General features: G+C 71.9%; 14 protein-coding genes. 3 read left to right on the top strand and 11 right to left on the bottom strand.

Features of this window, described 5'->3' with window-relative positions:
• Positions 1-105 precede the first annotated feature (105 nt).
• The 9 genes from AB0E83_RS27785 to AB0E83_RS27745 form a co-directional block, all read right to left on the bottom strand.
• Entirely contained in the window at positions 106-915 is an 810-nt protein-coding gene (locus tag AB0E83_RS27785; RefSeq protein ID WP_362117519.1) for a class II aldolase/adducin family protein, read from the bottom strand.
• A 57-nt stretch (positions 916-972) separates the two neighbouring features.
• Entirely contained in the window at positions 973-2,511 is a 1,539-nt protein-coding gene (locus AB0E83_RS27780; RefSeq protein ID WP_362117516.1) for an FAD/NAD(P)-binding protein, read from the bottom strand.
• An 83-nt stretch (positions 2,512-2,594) separates the two neighbouring features.
• Positions 2,595-3,662, bottom strand: a complete 1,068-nt coding sequence (locus AB0E83_RS27775; protein WP_362117513.1) for a hypothetical protein — start codon at positions 3,660-3,662, stop codon at positions 2,595-2,597.
• Positions 3,663-3,681: 19 nt separating this feature from the next.
• Positions 3,682-4,179 carry a flavin reductase family protein gene (locus AB0E83_RS27770; RefSeq protein WP_362117510.1) on the bottom strand — a complete coding sequence of 166 codons (498 nt, stop codon included), beginning with the start codon at positions 4,177-4,179 and terminating at the stop codon, positions 3,682-3,684.
• A gap of 118 nt (positions 4,180-4,297) precedes the next feature.
• Complete coding sequence (locus tag AB0E83_RS27765; protein WP_362117507.1) at positions 4,298-5,836, bottom strand: 4-hydroxyphenylacetate 3-hydroxylase family protein; 1,539 nt, start codon at positions 5,834-5,836, stop codon at positions 4,298-4,300.
• 345 nt (positions 5,837-6,181) lie between these two features.
• Positions 6,182-6,481, bottom strand: coding sequence for a LysR family transcriptional regulator (locus tag AB0E83_RS27760; protein ID WP_362117504.1), 300 nt, complete (start codon positions 6,479-6,481; stop codon positions 6,182-6,184).
• A gap of 104 nt (positions 6,482-6,585) precedes the next feature.
• Positions 6,586-6,984 (bottom strand): hypothetical protein, encoded by a 399-nt coding sequence (locus tag AB0E83_RS27755; RefSeq protein WP_362117501.1) that lies wholly within the window; start codon positions 6,982-6,984, stop codon positions 6,586-6,588.
• Positions 6,981-8,621 carry an AMP-binding protein gene (locus tag AB0E83_RS27750; protein ID WP_362117498.1) on the bottom strand — a complete coding sequence of 547 codons (1,641 nt, stop codon included), beginning with the start codon at positions 8,619-8,621 and terminating at the stop codon, positions 6,981-6,983. Before AB0E83_RS27750 ends, AB0E83_RS27755 begins: the two co-directional genes overlap by 4 nt.
• Positions 8,622-8,853: 232 nt before the next feature.
• On the bottom strand, positions 8,854-9,537 hold the full coding sequence (locus AB0E83_RS27745; protein WP_362117495.1) for a ScbR family autoregulator-binding transcription factor: 684 nt from the start codon (positions 9,535-9,537) through the stop codon (positions 8,854-8,856).
• A 161-nt stretch (positions 9,538-9,698) separates the two neighbouring features.
• Here AB0E83_RS27745 and AB0E83_RS27740 point away from each other — a divergent pair, with 161 nt between their 5' ends.
• Both AB0E83_RS27740 and AB0E83_RS27735 read left to right on the top strand, forming a co-directional pair.
• The gene (locus tag AB0E83_RS27740) at positions 9,699-10,685 is read left to right on the top strand and encodes a ScbA/BarX family gamma-butyrolactone biosynthesis protein (protein ID WP_362117492.1); all 987 of its coding nucleotides are present in this window, start codon (positions 9,699-9,701) and stop codon (positions 10,683-10,685) included.
• A 50-nt stretch (positions 10,686-10,735) separates the two neighbouring features.
• Positions 10,736-11,989 carry a cytochrome P450 gene (locus AB0E83_RS27735; protein ID WP_362117489.1) on the top strand — a complete coding sequence of 418 codons (1,254 nt, stop codon included), beginning with the start codon at positions 10,736-10,738 and terminating at the stop codon, positions 11,987-11,989.
• Between the two features lie 59 nt (positions 11,990-12,048).
• Here AB0E83_RS27735 and AB0E83_RS27730 read toward each other — a convergent pair whose 3' ends face one another.
• Positions 12,049-13,167 (bottom strand): serine hydrolase domain-containing protein, encoded by a 1,119-nt coding sequence (locus AB0E83_RS27730; protein WP_362117486.1) that lies wholly within the window; start codon positions 13,165-13,167, stop codon positions 12,049-12,051.
• Between the two features lie 118 nt (positions 13,168-13,285).
• Here AB0E83_RS27730 and AB0E83_RS27725 point away from each other — a divergent pair, with 118 nt between their 5' ends.
• On the top strand, positions 13,286-13,945 hold the full coding sequence (locus AB0E83_RS27725; RefSeq protein ID WP_362117483.1) for a TetR/AcrR family transcriptional regulator: 660 nt from the start codon (positions 13,286-13,288) through the stop codon (positions 13,943-13,945).
• A 192-nt stretch (positions 13,946-14,137) separates the two neighbouring features.
• Here AB0E83_RS27725 and AB0E83_RS27720 read toward each other — a convergent pair whose 3' ends face one another.
• Positions 14,138-14,806 (bottom strand): TetR/AcrR family transcriptional regulator C-terminal domain-containing protein, encoded by a 669-nt coding sequence (locus AB0E83_RS27720; protein WP_362117480.1) that lies wholly within the window; start codon positions 14,804-14,806, stop codon positions 14,138-14,140.
• Between the last annotated feature and the right edge of the window lie 101 nt (positions 14,807-14,907).

Raw genomic sequence — 14,907 nt, 5'->3', positions numbered from 1 at the left:
CCCCACACCCCGCTTTTTTGTGTTGGTTTCCACGCCGTTTTATCTTTCGGGGGGGGGGGGGGGGGGGGGGGGGCCCGGGGGCGCCCCCCCGCCCCCCCGGCGGGGCTATTCGTCGAGCAGGTCGGGCTGTTCGCGGGTGATCTCGTCCCAGAGCAGCTGGAAGCTGAACCAGCCGAGCTGCTCGTTGCCGAAGCCGTCGCCCGCGGCCAGGGCCTGCTCGTGCGTGAAGGTCTTCGGCGTGCCGGCCGCCCGTGCGAGCAGCTGCACCTGGGCGCAGCTGTCGTACGTGAAGAACCAGTGCACGGCCTCGTCGAGGGAGCCGCCGACGGTGATCAGGCCGTGGTGGCGCAGCAGGATGGCCCGGTTGTCGCCGAGCTTCTCGGCGATGTCGCGGCCCTGCTCGACGGAGACGGACGGCCCCTCGTACTCCTCGTACAGGGCCTGCCGTCCGTAGAAGGCGGCGGACTCCTGGTCGATGGGGTCGAGGAGGCGGCCGAGCGAGCCGAGCGCGCGGGAGTGCGCGGTGTGGCCGTGGGCCGCGGCGGTGGCGCCCGGGTGCATCTCGTGGATCGCGGAGTGGATGACGAACGCGCTCGGGTTGACCCGGTGCCGACCCTGGACGACGCGGCCCCGGGAGTCGACGCAGATCAGGTCGGCGACGCGGACCAGGTTGAAGGAGACGCCGAAGGGGTTCACCCAGAACTGGTCGGGGTGCTCCGGGTCGCGGACCGATATGTGGCCCGATATGCCCTCTCCGAAGCCGTACTTGCCGAACAGGCGCAGGGCGGCGGCCAGGCGCTGCTTGCGGTGGCGGCGGGTCTCCTCGTGGGTGGCGAAGACCGGCTCGCTCGGGATGGGCAGGCCCGTGTGGGTGTCGGCGAGGTAGGCGGGGCGGTCGGTGTCCGTGATGCTCATGCGGCGGTGTTCCTCACGTGGGCGGCGGCGGGCGGCGGGCCCGCGCGGCTGGGCGGGCTAGACGGTGAGCAGGACGTTCTCGGGGTGCGCGGCGCGGACGGTCTCGGCGTGCTGGAGGATCGTGGAGACGATGTCCTGGCTCCGGTCGACGAGCGACGGGATGCCGAAGGTGAAGAAGAGGGACCCGGCGGCGATGTTGCCGAGCCCGTACAGGCGCGGGTCGGGCCGTCCGTTGGACGTCAGCTGGCTGGTCGGGCGGGCGATGTGCAGGCCGCCGTGCGGGTGCCGGCTGGCGACCCTGTTGCGCATCAGGGAGGTCACCAGGGGTGCGGCGCTGGCGGGTATGCGCCCCTCCGAGGCGTTGACCGCGTTGACGACCCGGTCGGCGGTGAACTCGGCGCACTCGGCGGTCAGGATGTCGAATCCGCCGTCGGGCCGCGGCGTGATGTTCTGCAGTCCGGCGGCGATGTCGAGCCGGCCCGCGTCAACGAGGTCGAGCAGGACGCCGGCGCTGCCCGGGGGCATCGGGCAGCACAGGCTCATGATCGTGCGGTAGTGCGCGCGCAGCAGCTGCACCTTGTCCTGCTCGCGCAGGCGCGGCCAGACGTCGGGGCCGGTCTCGGGCACGGCGCGCTGGAGGATCCGCAGCCCCATGTGGGGCGAGTCGACCTCCTGGATCTGGCGGCGCAGCCGGTCGACCGGGTCCTCCAGGTCGACCCGGATGATCTCCGAGACGACGGCGTCGAGGTCGGCGCCCGCGTCGCGGAACTCGGCCCGCATGACGTCGGCGATCTCGTCGAGGGTCAGCTCGGGGCGGCCGACGGCGAGGGCCTCCATCCGGTGCGGGGTGAAGTGCCGCAGCTCGAAGGGGACGGCCTTCTGGCGCACGCCGGGCAGGACGCCCCGGCGGGAGAGGAGGCTGATGCGGCCCTGGTGCCCCTGGGCGGCCAGCGACAGGATGATGTCGATGGCCGTCAGGCCGCTTCCGATGACCGCGACGTGGTCCTGTTCGCCGACGTCGGCCAGCTTCGAGACGATGGGGTAGGGGTCGGCGACGAAGCCGGGCGTGCCGGACAGTCCGTACACGTCCTTGGGGCTGTCGCCGCCGACGCAGAGGACGGCGTAGTCGAAGGCGCGGGCCCGGCCGTTGCCGGTGCGCAGCAGCACCCGGTTGGCGGCCCGGCTGGCCGAGGTGACGCCCTCGCCGACCAGGTCGACCCGCCAGCCCTGGCGGCGCAGTTCGCCGAGGGCGGCGTACGCGGTCTGCTCCAGGTACTCCCCGTAGACGGTGCGGGGGGCGAACCGGCTGCCGGACCAGCGGTCGACTCCGACCCGGACCCCGATGATCTTGTCCCGGGTCTCCAGCCAGCGCTCGAAGTGCGCCAGGTCGCCGTGGCGCACGGACATGTCGTCCGGCGTCGCGTTGACTTTGAGCGTCTCGGTGTCGACCTGGTAGGCGCGGCCGCGCCACAGGTGCGGCGACGGCTCGAAGACGGTGAGGCTGCCCGGCTCGCTGTGTGTCAGGGACAACGCGTCGATCAGACAGACTGCAGCGGCTCCTCCTCCGACGACGCCGATCGAGAATCCTCGGGACATGTGTCAGTCACCAATCAATTCGTGGCAGGCGGGCGCGGGGGTGTGGTGCGGGTGGAACGGGTGCGGCGCGGGGCAGGGCCGGCTCAGGCGGCGCTGTGCCGGAAGTTCCGCATCGAGACCGTGTACTCGCCGCGGTTGGCGCGGTACTCGATGCAGTACTCCTGCGGGTACCAGCCGGCTTCCTGCCACTGCTGCGGCTGCTTGACGGGCCAGCAGCGGCTGGGGTTGGTGCCGGCGGCGACGCCCTGGAGCCAGGCCTTCGAGATCATGGGTTCCAGGAAGCTGATCTTCGCGTCGTAGGCCCCGTAGATGAAGGTCTGCGTGAAGGACTCGCCGTGCCACTCGCCGGAGCTCATGTCGACGAGGTGGTTGCCCATGGCGGCCTCGGCGACGCCGTTGTCCTGGTAGTCCTGCGGCAGGTACTGCGGGGGCAGCGGCTTGGTGGCCGTCGCGAAGTCCTCGCAGTCGATGGCGAGTCCGCAGGGTCCGGTGCGGATGGCGTCCCGCTCGGCCTTCGGCTGGACGTAGAAGTGGAAGTCGAAGTGCGGGGAGTCGTAGATGTGCTCGGGGCCGTGGCCCATGGGGTTGTAGTTCACCAGGGCCCACTTGAGCGGCATGTCGGGGAACGAGGCCAGCTGGGCGGGGAGTTCGAGCGGGCGCTCGTGGCCGCCGACGCACTCGGTGTGCTCGTTGACGGAGCCGTCGCCGTTCATGTCGTAGCAGTGCTTGCCGTCGGTCATGGCCGTCGGCAGGCCGGTGAGCGTGGACTTGGGGAAGACGATGCCGACGGACTGCGGCCGGCCGTCGGCGAGCTGCGCGTACGTGCGCAGCTCGCCGGCGCCGAGGGCGCTGGGCGCGCCGTAGGAGGCGCAGACGCCCTCGTACGAGAGGGTGTACCGCAGCAGCACGTCGGCGGCGGCCCGGGGGACCCGCAGGGTCTGCTCGCGCGCCGTGTCCCGGGTGGTGGCCAGGCAGACCGACACCTGCTCGGTGCCGGCCGCGGTGGTCTCCGCCGCGGTCTCCGCGCCGGTCGCCGCCCGGGTGGGCTGGCCCGGCCAGGGGAGGACCGCCACGGCGGCGAGGGTCAGGGCCGCGGCGAGCGCCCCGCGCGGGCCGATGAGCTTCCTCGCTCGGGTGAGCTTCGTTCGCATGGGCTTCTCCACTCGCACGTCACACCTGTTCCAGTTCGAATCGGTGGAACCCGCCCTGCAGGAAGATCAGGGGAGGCTGGGCCTCGCGGGCGCCGAGCCCGACGACTTCGCCGATGACCATCACGTGGTCGCCGGCGACCACGTGGTCGCGCAGCCGGCACTCCATCCACGCCGCCGCCTCGAAGAGCAGCGTCCCGGTGGTCTCGCCCGGGTCGCTGACCAGCTCGCGCAGCGACCGGTCGCGCTCGGGGCGGCGCCGTGCGAAGGCGCGGGCGGTGGACTCGCCGTCGGCGCCGAGGATGGAGATGCCGAAGACGGACGACGTCATGAGCTCGGCGAAGAACTCGGAGTCCTGACGGAAGCTCAGGGACACCAGGGGCGGTTCGAGCGAGACGGAGGTGAGCGAGTTGGCCGTGATGGCGTTGTGGCGTCGCTCGCCGTCCCGCTCGGTGTAGGTGCTGACGACGCAGACCCCGGTGGCGAAGGTACGCATCACGTCACGCAGGTCGTTCTTCATGAGCAGCCTCTCTGCTGAACGTGGTCTCTGCAGGGCGGGGCGGGCCGGACGGGCGCCCGGGGCGCGCGGACCGCGCGCGCCCGTCCGGCTGCTCCGGGGCGATCGGGCGCCCCGGCGGTCAGTTGTCCTCGGCCCAGCGGCCGCGGGTCCAGCCGTCGAGGTCGTAGTCGTCCATGGCCCGCTGGACGAGCGCGCCGTACTCGTCGAGCAGGCCGGCGCCGCGGGACCAGTTGAGGGTGTCCAGGCGCACCTGGTCGGGGCCGCCGGCGTAGTTGAGCTCGTACAGCTCGTGGCGGGCGCCGAACTCGGTGCCGATCGCGTCCCAGGCCATCTTGAAGAGCTTGGCGCGCTCCTCGGCCGTGCCGCCCGAGCCGCGGTAGTAGCGGTCCAGGAGCGGGCGCAGCTCCGGGTTCTGCAGGTCCTTGTGGCTGGACGGGGTCATCAGCAGGGCGCCGGCCAGGTGCTCCTCGAAGAAGCGGTGCGTGCGCTCCCAGCTGAGGGGCGCGAGGGCCCGGTAGCCGGCCGAGTAGTCCATGCGCGGCAGGACGGTCCCGCCGGGGCCGGGCTCGGGGTCGAGGGCCATGGCGGTGGTGACGGCCCAGGTCTGGTGGCGCCAGGCCAGCAGCTCGCCGAGGCCCGCCTGGACGCCGCGGAACTGGTCGGTCCCGTTGAGCCTCGTGCCCCGGTCGAGCAGGCCGGCCATGAACTCCAGCTTGACCGCCATGCGGATGGCGCCCTGGAAGAAGCCGCGGCTGAGCAGGCCGGAGCGCGGGAAGTACTGGTGGATCTTCTCGGTGTCCCGGTAGATCAGGACGTTCTCCCACGGGATGAACGCCTTGTCGAAGACCAGCACGGCGTCGTTCTCGTCGAACCGGCTGGAGAGCGGGTTGTCGAAGGGGCTGTTGGCCTTGCGCTCGTACGACGGGCGGCAGACGACCTTCATGCCCGGGGTGTTCATCGGCGCGAGGAACGCCAGCGCCATGTCGTCGGCCTTGCCCGCCTCCAGGTTGGCCAGGTGGATCTGGCCGACGAAGGCGACGTTGGAGAGCGCCGAGGCGGTCGCCATGAGCTTGGCGCCCTCGACGACGATGCCGTCGCCGCGCTCCTCCACGACCTTGAGGTAGACGTCGCGGATGGCGTGCGCCGGCTTGTTGCGGTCGACCGGGGGGTTGACGATCGCGTGGCTGATGGAGAGGCCCTGGCGGGCGTACTTCTCGTACCAGGCGCGGGCGTTGTCGCCGAACGGCTCGTAGAAGTCGTGGGTGTTGGCGAGGCCGGCCATGAACGACGCCTTGTAGTCGGGCGTGCGGTTCATGAAGCCGTAGCTGAGCCTGGCCCAGTGCTCGATGGCGTCGCGGGCCTTGAGGAGGTCCTCGCCCGAGTGGGCGGGGGTGAAGAAGCGGTGGACGCGGGCACCCGTGTAGCGGTCGACCGTCGTCATCAGGTCCTGGGTGTCCGGGTGGTGGAGCGCGTCGTAGAGGTGCGCGGTGGACTTCGCGGCGTTGGCGAAGGCCGGGTGCGCGGTCACGTCCTTGACGAGTTCGCCGTCCAGGAAGACCTGTCGTCCGTCACGCAGGCTTTCCAGGTACGTATCACCTGTCATCAGGTCGTTCGGGGCTTCCGCGGCCGACTGATCCGCTATGGGGGCCTGACCCATGTGATGATCCTCTCCGGGTGTGAAGCAGGCGAACCGATATGGAGCGAGTTCGATTAATACGAGCCTAGGGGCCGTTTTCGAGTCACCCTTGCGCCGTTGCGCACGGAGAATTGCGGATCCACGCCAGACCGTTTTCACCTGCGCGGATGCTGGGAGACTGCGGTAATGGCGGGCGCGAAAGAATGACGGCCCGCCGGCGCGTCGGAATATGTGCGACGCGTCGGCGGGCCGTCCGTGGAAAGCTTTTTCGGCGCTGCTTTCCGGTGGTGCTTCCCGGTGATGCTTTTCGGTGGTGCTTTCCGGTGGTGCTTTCCGGTGGTGCGGTGAATGCCGTTCGATAAAGGTTCAGGCGGCGCTGGTCGCGGCGGTCCGGGGGCGGCCGGCGAGGGCCGCCTCGCGGCATTCCGCCTCGGCCGTCTCGGCGATCTCGATGATCCGCTCGGCGTGCGGCAGGAGGCTGCGCCCCGCGTCGGTCAGCTCGATCCGGCCGCCTCCCCGGTGGAACAGCGGGGTGCCGATGAACTCTTCGAGGTTCTTGATGTGGGCGGTGACGCTGGGCTGCGAGTAGTGGAGGTTCCGCGCGGCGCGGGTGAAGCTCAACTCGGCGGCCACCTCGCGGAACGTGCGCAGCTGCTGCAACTGCACGACGAAGCTCCCTTCTGCGGGGCACGAAGCCCCGGAGACTGAAACATACCACGATGCACGTATAAATCTCGCCCTCGCGACACGCCCTCGTGTGCGGACGGGACTCAGTCGGACATCTCCATCGGGGAGAGCAGGTCGCGGGCGATCTGGGGCAGCAGGCTGTCGATCAGCAGCCCCGCCCGCACCGTGCCGTCGGCCGTGCGCGGGACGGAGTCGACGGCCGTCGCCTGCGCCGGCACCCAGGGCATCAGCCGCTCGCAGGCCGCGAGCGCCGCCTGCCGGCCGCCGGCCTCCTGGTCCTCGGCGAGCGGGACGTAGACCACCACCAGCGTCTCGCCCACCTCGGGCAGCCGGGTGCGCAGGACGGCGACGTCCTTGACGCAGGGAAGCTCCAGGAGTTCGAGTTCGAGCGCGAAGAACGCGGACTCGAAGTCCTCGGACGGCTCGGTCTCGTACGCCTGGTCGGCGCCGTACGTCGGATCGTCGAGCGAGGGCACGGTCATGAGGACATCTCCTGTTGCATCGACTGCTCAAGCTGCAGGTTGAGGGTGATGATGGGCAGCACCGCGTCGAGCAGCTCCCCGGTCCGCACCCGCCCCGTCGGGCTGTACGGGATGGTGTCGACGGCGATGACGTGCGCGGGCAGCGACGGCACCCGGCGCGCGCAGGCCGCGCTGAGGGCCTGGTAGCCGGTGGCCTCGCGGCCGACCGCCACCGCGATGAACGGCACGACGATCGCCTCGCCGAGCACCGGGGAGCTCACCCGCATCACGGCGGTGTCGCGCAGGCACGGCAGGTTCAGCAGGTCGGACTCCAGGCGGAAGAGCTCGGTGTCCACGGCCGAGTCGCGCACCTCGACCGGGACCCCGGTGGTGCGCCCGGTGACGAGGAGCCGGCCGGTCTCGTCGATCCGCCCGCACTCGCCGGTGAGCAGGAACCGCTCCTCGCCCGCGCCCCGGTCGAGGAGGGCGAAGGAGGCGGCCTCCTCGTCGAGGAGGCCGTCCCCGCCGAGGTAGCCGTCCATCACCTGGTGCCCGGCGAAGCCGAGCCGGCCCGTCTCGCCCCGCGGCAGCTCCCGGCCGTCCTCGCCGAGCACGACCACGCCCGTGCCGAGGGTGGCGCGCCCCGAGCGCGGCGGGGAGACCAGCAGCTCCTCGGGGCCGAGGACGGCCGTCAGGCCGGTCTCGGGGCTTCCGAGGGCGGAGTGCAGCACCGGGCCGAGGCGCTCCCAGGCGGTGTTGACCGCCCACTGCCCCAGGTGCCGGCCCGGGGTGAGCAGGAAGCGCAGGTGCCCGGTGCGCGGCGAGGGCTCGGCGTCCTCGGGCCGGTCGAGCAGCCCGCGCAGGTCCGCCGGGGTGACCACCGCCGTGGTGACCCGTTCGTCGGCGAGGAGCGCGGTGAGGGCCGGGGCGTCGGCCCCGTCCGCGAGCACGAGGGTGGCGCCGACGCCGAGCATGGTGCGGGTCAGCGCGAGCGCGGTGTGCTGGGACAGCGGGGCGGCGGCCAGGTGCACGTCGGTGCGGGCGAGGCCGAACTCGTCGACGAGGTCCACGAGTTGGCGCCCCTCGTAGGGGGTGCTGCGCATCGCGATCCGGGCCGTTCCCCGCCCGTCGGCGCCGACCGCGAAGGACTCGTAGGGCAGGGGGGCGGGGAGCCGGCGCGGCGGTTCGGTCGCGGCCAGGCGGTCGAAGCGGAGCGTGCCGGAGCGGTCCTCGTCCGACCCCGGCCCGCCGTCGAGCAGGACGCGCAGGGGGCGCGGGCCGGTCCCGGCGGCCGGCCCGCCGGACCGGCCGAGACGGTCGAGCACCGGGCGGTGGTCCGCGTCGGTGAAGACGAGGGACGGCCCCAGCTCGGCGAGCAGGCGGGCGAGGGTCTCCTCGTCCAGGTCGGCGTCCAGGCCGGTGCAGGACACACCGAGGGTGGCGCAGGCGCTCATCGCGACGGCGAGCCGCCAGCTGTTGCCCGCCAGGAAGGCCGCGCGGACCGGCTCCGCCCCGGGCAGGTGCTCCGCGAGGCCCGCGGCGACACCGGCCACGGCGTCGGCGAACCGACTCCAGGACAGCCGCACCCGGCCGTCGATCAAGGCGTCCCGCGTCGCGCCGGTGGCCGCATGGCGCCGGATGTCATCGAGCTTGATCATGTGGCTTCTCCGTGGTCGGTCAAGAGCCGTGGTCCGTGAGTGCGGGCCTCCCGCGAGGACAGGTCGATGGAAACAAACGTGCAAGAAGGTATGCAACTGCCATAGGAACTTCTGATGCCCCTATGTGCCCGCTTATCTACCCCTTCGCGACCCTCGACCTGAATGTCGCCACATTCCGGTTACGGGTGCCCGCGCCGCGCCTCCACCGCCTCGGCCCCGGAGGACGCCCGGGTCAGCCCCGCTCGGCCTCCTCCGCGCCGGCCTCCGCCTGCCGGAGGCGCTCCAGGTCGGCGAGGACCCGGTCGGCGCGGCCGGGGGACATGTCGACCTGGGCCAGCGGGCCGGGCAGGGCGATCGTCGGCAGGACGTACTGGAGCAGCACGGAGATGCGCTCCTCCAGGTCGGCCCAGCCGGTCATCACCTCGGACAGCACCTGGACCCCCGAGAACGCGCCGACGAACAGCTGTGCCGCGGCCTCCGGGTCGACGTGCGAGTGCAGTTCGCCGGCGTCCTTGGCCCGGGCGATCGCGTACCGGTTGTGGGCGATCCAGTCCTCGTACGGGCGGCGCCGGTCCAGGTCGTGCGCGCCGTGTTCGAGGGAGAGGCGCAGGCTGCCCTGCACGGCGGTGTCCTTGCGGATCGCCAGGGCGAAGACCATCCCGGCGTCCACCATCTCCTGGAGCCGGGTGGTGCGGGGCACGAGCGGGAAGGGGACTTCGCCGACCTGGCTCTCGAGCACCGCTCTCGCCAGGTCCTCCTTGCCGGTGAAGTAGTAGTAGAACGCGCCCTTGGTGAGCCCCACCCGCTGGTAGACGTCGGAGATGGTGGCGCCGTTGTACCCCTTCTCGGCGAAGACCGCGCCGGCGGCCTCGACGATGAGGCCCCGGGTCCTCTTCGATCGTTCGTGCTGAGTCACACCCATGCTCCCGCTGTTTGCGTCGTGAGCCCGGTCCCCGTCTCGCGCCGGTCTGGCACAAACCGTGGCCTACACAATGGTCATTGCGAATTATACCTGGAGGGACGTATCTTCCGACTGGCTTGAGCCGTCAACGGCTCAAGATCTGCCTTGGGGGATACATGTCGATCAGCTCTGCCCTGCAGCCCACGGGCCGAAGAGAGCACTCCGAAAGAACCTTAACTTCGCCCCGCCACCAGGGACTTTATAGCTCCGTCCCACGTCAGAAGGCTAGCCCCGGACAGCTTCTGCGGCGCGCGCGTCCCTCCGACGTCCTGCTCTCGGACTGGAGGCGCATCGGCGCCGATCACTTCGCCCTGACGGTTTCCTGGCCGGATTCCCATCCTTTCCATACCCCGGTGCACGGACGCCACGCTCCGTCGCTCATCGCGGAGACCAACCGGCAGGCCGCGCGTCTGATCGCCCACGCCGAGTTCGACGCCCCGCTGGACCACCACTTCCTGATGCGGGACCTGAACTACACGATCGACCCGGACCAGGCGCTCGTCCGCGCCGACGGCCCGCCGCTCCTGCTCCACCTCACCTGCTCCGAGGTCCGGCGGCAGGGACCCCGGCTCAACCGGATGACCTGCCACACGGTGATCACCCGCGGCGGCCGCACCGTCGCCACCGGCCACGGAAGCCTCACCTGCACCTCCCCGGCCGCCTACGGCAGGCTGCGCGGCGGCCGCCTCGCCACCCCGCCGGCGTCCCCTCTCCCCGCCCCGGTCCCGCCGGCCGCCGTCGGGCGTGTCAGCCCCGCCGACGTCGTCCTCTCCCCCACCCGGGACCCCCTGCGCTGGATCCTGCGCGCCGACCCGGCGAACCCGTCCCTGTTCGCGCGCCCCAACGACCACGTCCCCGGCATGGCCCTTCTGGAGGCGGTCCACCAGGCCGCCCGGGCCACCACCGGCCCCCGCGCCTTCTACCCCACCGCGCTGTCCCTCGGCTTCGACCGCTACGCCGAGCTGGACGCGCCCTGCCTGATCGAGGCCCACCCGGCGCCGGGCGAGGAGCCGGGCACCGTCGCCCTGCACGTCACGGGCCACCAGGACGGCCACCGGGTGTTCCGCGCGTCCCTCACCGGGATCACCGGCGCCTCCGTCTGATTCCACCGAAGTGGCAGCGTTCGTCTCATCATCTGTGGGGGAGTTTTTTCATGAGCACGCAATGCCCGTTCCGCATCGATCCGTTCGGCCAGGACGTCCACGGTGAGGTCAGGGAGATCCGCGCCCGGGGGAAGGTCGTGAGGATCGTCCTTCCCGGGGGCGTCGAGGCCTGGTCCGTCACCGACCTCGCGCTCGTCAGGTCGCTCTTCCTCGACCCGCGCGTCTCCAAGGACGCCTACCGGCACTGGCCGGCGTGGATCAGCGGCGAGGTCTCCGAGGAGTGGCCGCTGGCCATCTGGGTCTCCGTCCAGAACATGGTCACCGCCTACGGCGAGGAGCACACCCGGCTGCGCAAGCCCGTCGCGGGCGAGTTCACCGCGCGCCGGGTGGCGGCCCTGCGTCCGCGGGTCGAGGAGATCGTCGCCGACCTGCTCGACCGTCTGGAGGCGTGGCCCCCCGGACGGCCGTGCGACCTGCGCGAGGAGTTCGGCCACCGCCTGCCGCACCAGGTCGTCTGCGAGCTGTTCGGCATCCCCGACTCGGTGCGCCCGGCGCTCCACCGGATCATCCAGGGCTTCTTCGCCACCTCCGCGACGTCGGCGGAGGCCCAGGCGAACACGCTCGACCTGTACCGGAACATGATCGAGCTCGTCGCGCTCAAGAGGGAGCGGCCCGGGGACGACCTGACCTCCGGACTCATCGCCGCCCGGGACTCCGGCACCGCGACGATGAGCGAGAAGGAACTGCTCGACAACCTCATCCTCCTGTTCACCGCCGGCTACGAGACGACCGTGAACCTCATCGACAACACGGTCGCCGCCCTCCTGGCCCACCCCGACCAGCTCGCGCACGTCCGCGAGGGCCGGGCGTCCTGGGAGGACGTCGTCGAGGAGTCCCTGCGCTTCGAACCGCCGGGTGCGCACAGCATCCTGCGGTACGCCGTCGAGGACATCGAGACCGACGACGGCGTCACGATCCCCAAGGGCGACCCCATCGTCCTGTGCTTCCTGGGCGCGGGCCGGGACCCCGCGCACCACGGCCCGGACGCGGACCGCTTCGACGTGACCCGCGCGACCCGCCGCGACCACGTCTCCTTCGGCCACGGGGTGCACTACTGCCTGGGCGCGCAACTGGCCCGCATGGAGGTCCGCGTCGCGCTGCCCGCGCTCTTCGCGCGCTTCCCGGACATGGCGCTGGCCGTGCCGGCGGAGGAGCTCCGGCCGCACCCCTCGTTCCTGTCGAACGGCCACCGCGAGCTGCCCGTCCTGCTGGGAGCGCCCCTGGCGGCGGTTTCCGGCCAATGAGGGAACGGCGGCCGGCCGCGCCCGCCCCGTCGCTCCCGCCGTCGGCGGGTCGCGGTCCGTCAGCCGTACATCGCCAGGCGATAGAAGGCGGCGAGCGCGTGGTCGATGGGGTGGGGCTGCGGGACTCCGGAGGAGTCGAGCCGGTTCCAGCGTTGCAGGTTCATCGCGACGGCCATCTGCCGCCGGCCGTCGGCGCGGATCACGGCCAGGGCCCCGCCGCCCCAGACCGTGCCGCCGTGGCCCCAGTAGACGGGGAGGCCGGGCTCCTGCGTCGGGTAGATCCCGAGGCCGTAGTCGATGACCTTCATCTCCTGGGAGATGACCGGGACGACGCGCCGCATCCGTTCCAGTGACGCGGGGCTGACGATCTCGCCGGCCAGCAGCGCGCGGTAGAAGCGGTTGAGGTCGGCGACGGTGGAGACGAGCGAGGCGGTCACGCCCGTCCAGGACATGTCGTAGACGCTGTAGTCGCGCGGCGGGTCGATCATGCCGAACCACGCCTCGTAGAGCCGTGCGTGCGGACCGTCGATCTCCGGCTCGTCGGGGAAGAAGGTGTCCCGGAGGCCGGCGCGTTCGATGACGTTCCGGGTGATGCAGCGCTCGGCGGTGGTGCCGGTCACCCGCTCCAACAGCTGCCCGAGGAGAAGGTAGTTGGTGTTGGAGTAGAGCCCCGGGGTGCTGCCGGGCGCGCTGGCGGGAGGTGCGGAGACTCCCATGGCGATCAGTTCGAGCGGGTCGAACCGGGTGTAGCGGTGGTCGTCCAGGCTCTGGGGGCCGGTGTCCGCGAGGACGGGGAACGCCTTCAGGGAGGGATAGGCGTAGGGGAGGTACTCGGCGAGGCCGCTGGTGTGGTCGATCAGCATCCGGACCGTGATCGCCTCGCCGGGGTCGCCGGGGACCAGTTCCGGGAGGTACCGGGCGATCGGCGTGTCGAGTCCGATCCGGCCGGCCTCGACCTGTTGCAGGACCGCGGCGGCGGTGAAGGTCTTGGTGACGCTGCCGACGCGGTGGCGCATGCCGGCGGTGACGGGACGGCCGGTGGCGAGGTCGGCGACGCCGGCGGCGCCGCGCCAGACCTGCTCGCCGTCCCGCACCTCGGCGAACACGCCGGGCATTCCGGCGCGGTGGACGTCCTCCACGGCGGCGTCCAGGGCCGCTAAGTCCAGGGAGTTGCTCACGTCAGTGTCCTTTCGCAGGGACGGAAGAGAGCTGCGCGCGCTCATGTCCTCATTATGCACGCGGTGCGTGCAACGCCAAGTGCACCGGTAGTCTGGGGTTTTGACGAGAGGAGCGGGGATGGCGGGCCGAAGGCGCTGGACGACGGAGGAGATCCTGGACGCGGCGGCGGAGCTGCTGAGCACGAGCGACGCGGAGTCGTTCAGCGTGCGCAAGCTCGCCGCGGTCCTGGGGACCGACTCCTCCAGCCTGTACCGGCACTTTCGCAGCAAGACCGAGCTGCTGCGCGCGGTCGCGGACCGGATCCTGCTCACCGCGATGGACGGCTACCGCCCCGAGGGCGACTGGAAGCAGCGCGTCACCGCCCTGGCCCTGCGCCTGCGGGACGCCTTCGGGCGCCAGCCCCAACTCGCCGCGGTCTGGGGGCGGTACGCGTCGGGCGGCGCCGGTTCCCGGCTGGTCATGGAGGAGGCCTTGCAGGCCCTGCGCGCGTCAGGGCTGCCGGACGAGGAGATCCCGGCGCGCTATCACCGGCTCGCGGTGCTCATCGCCTCGCTGATCGCCTCCGAGGCCGGCGTCAGCACCATCGGCCCGGACGAGTACGAGCAGGGCATGGAGCTGTTCCGCGTCGCGGTGCTCGGCGCCGACCCCGAACGCTTCCCCGCCCTGGCCCACTTCGCCCGCGACATCCGCCCCCTCGGCGCGGACCGCCCCGCCGCGTTCGAGGAGATCCTCGCCGCCCACCTCGCCCACATCGAGGCCGCGATCAGCCCGAACTGACCACGCCGGACCGAACCGATCGCGGAGGCCGAACCGATCGCGGAGGCCGAATCGATCGCGGAGGCCGAACCGATCGCGGAGGCCGAACCGATCGCGGCGGCCGAACCGACCGCGGAAGCCGAACCGATCGCGGAGGCCGAACCAGCCGCGGCAGACCTGACCGGCCGCGGCGCCCCGGAGCGGCGGCCTCCTTCACTCCGAGGCCGAGGCCGGGGCGGTGGCGGTGGAGGCGGCGGAGAGTTCCCCCTCGAAGCCGGACAGCAGCGCGTCGAGCGCGAAGCCGAAGCGCGTCCGGGCCGCGTCCTCGCCCGCCGCGCGGGCGGCGCCGACCAGTGACGGGTACGCCTCCGGGTCCAGCGCGGCCAGGGTGTCGGCCCCGCCGACGCCGCCCGCCTGCGCGGTGGCGTGCCCGACGACGAAAGCGGTCAGCCCGTAGGCGACGTCCAGGGCCCTGGGCAGGGGGAAACCGGCCTCGTGCAGCATCTCCACCACGGCCTCCAGCGTCCGCAGGAGGCGGGGCGTCATGGCGGGGCGGGACAGCAGCAGCGGCACGGTGTTCGGGTGCGCGTCGAGCGCGGCGTTCAGCGCGTGCGCGTAGGCGCTCAGGACCTCCCGCCAGGCGGCGGTGCCGAACTCGGGGGGCACGGCCTCGGCGACGACCCGCTCGATCACCCCGTCCAGCAGGGCGGTCTTGTTCGGCACGTGGTGGTAGAGGGTCATCGCCTCCACGCCCAGCTCGGCGCCGAGCCGCCGCATCGACAGGGCCTTCAGCCCCTCCTGGTCGACGAGGCGCAGGGCCGCCTCCAGGACGGCCTGCCGCGTGAGCCCCGCACGCTGTCCGCGCGTCCTGACGGCCGCCATGGCACCCCACCTTCCGTCCCGGACGCCCCGCGACCCGATGGACCCTCGACGATTGACGATTGACGATTCTTACGGCGTAAGTATAGCGTCCCCGTACAGCC

The sequence above is a fragment of the Streptomyces sp. NPDC035033 genome (assembly GCF_040636735.1).
Classification (GTDB): Bacteria; Actinomycetota; Actinomycetes; order Streptomycetales; family Streptomycetaceae; genus Streptomyces.
Note: the sequence above shows the minus strand (reverse complement) of the source record. Positions and strands in the feature narration are given on the sequence as shown.

Bases quoted from the DNA above. Each gene is read 5' to 3' on its own strand.
- AB0E83_RS27785 (WP_362117519.1), bottom strand. From the start codon at position 915: ATGAGCATCACGGACACCGACCGCCCCGCCTACCTCGCCGACACCCAC.
- AB0E83_RS27780 (WP_362117516.1), bottom strand. From the start codon at position 2,511: ATGTCCCGAGGATTCTCGATCGGCGTCGTCGGAGGAGGAGCCGCTGCA.
- AB0E83_RS27775 (WP_362117513.1), bottom strand. From the start codon at position 3,662: ATGCGAACGAAGCTCACCCGAGCGAGGAAGCTCATCGGCCCGCGCGGG.
- AB0E83_RS27770 (WP_362117510.1), bottom strand. From the start codon at position 4,179: ATGAAGAACGACCTGCGTGACGTGATGCGTACCTTCGCCACCGGGGTC.
- AB0E83_RS27765 (WP_362117507.1), bottom strand. From the start codon at position 5,836: ATGGGTCAGGCCCCCATAGCGGATCAGTCGGCCGCGGAAGCCCCGAAC.
- AB0E83_RS27755 (WP_362117501.1), bottom strand. From the start codon at position 6,984: ATGACCGTGCCCTCGCTCGACGATCCGACGTACGGCGCCGACCAGGCG.
- AB0E83_RS27750 (WP_362117498.1), bottom strand. From the start codon at position 8,621: ATGATCAAGCTCGATGACATCCGGCGCCATGCGGCCACCGGCGCGACG.
- AB0E83_RS27740 (WP_362117492.1), top strand. From the start codon at position 9,699: ATGTCGATCAGCTCTGCCCTGCAGCCCACGGGCCGAAGAGAGCACTCC.
- AB0E83_RS27735 (WP_362117489.1), top strand. From the start codon at position 10,736: ATGAGCACGCAATGCCCGTTCCGCATCGATCCGTTCGGCCAGGACGTC.
- AB0E83_RS27725 (WP_362117483.1), top strand. From the start codon at position 13,286: ATGGCGGGCCGAAGGCGCTGGACGACGGAGGAGATCCTGGACGCGGCG.
- AB0E83_RS27720 (WP_362117480.1), bottom strand. From the start codon at position 14,806: ATGGCGGCCGTCAGGACGCGCGGACAGCGTGCGGGGCTCACGCGGCAG.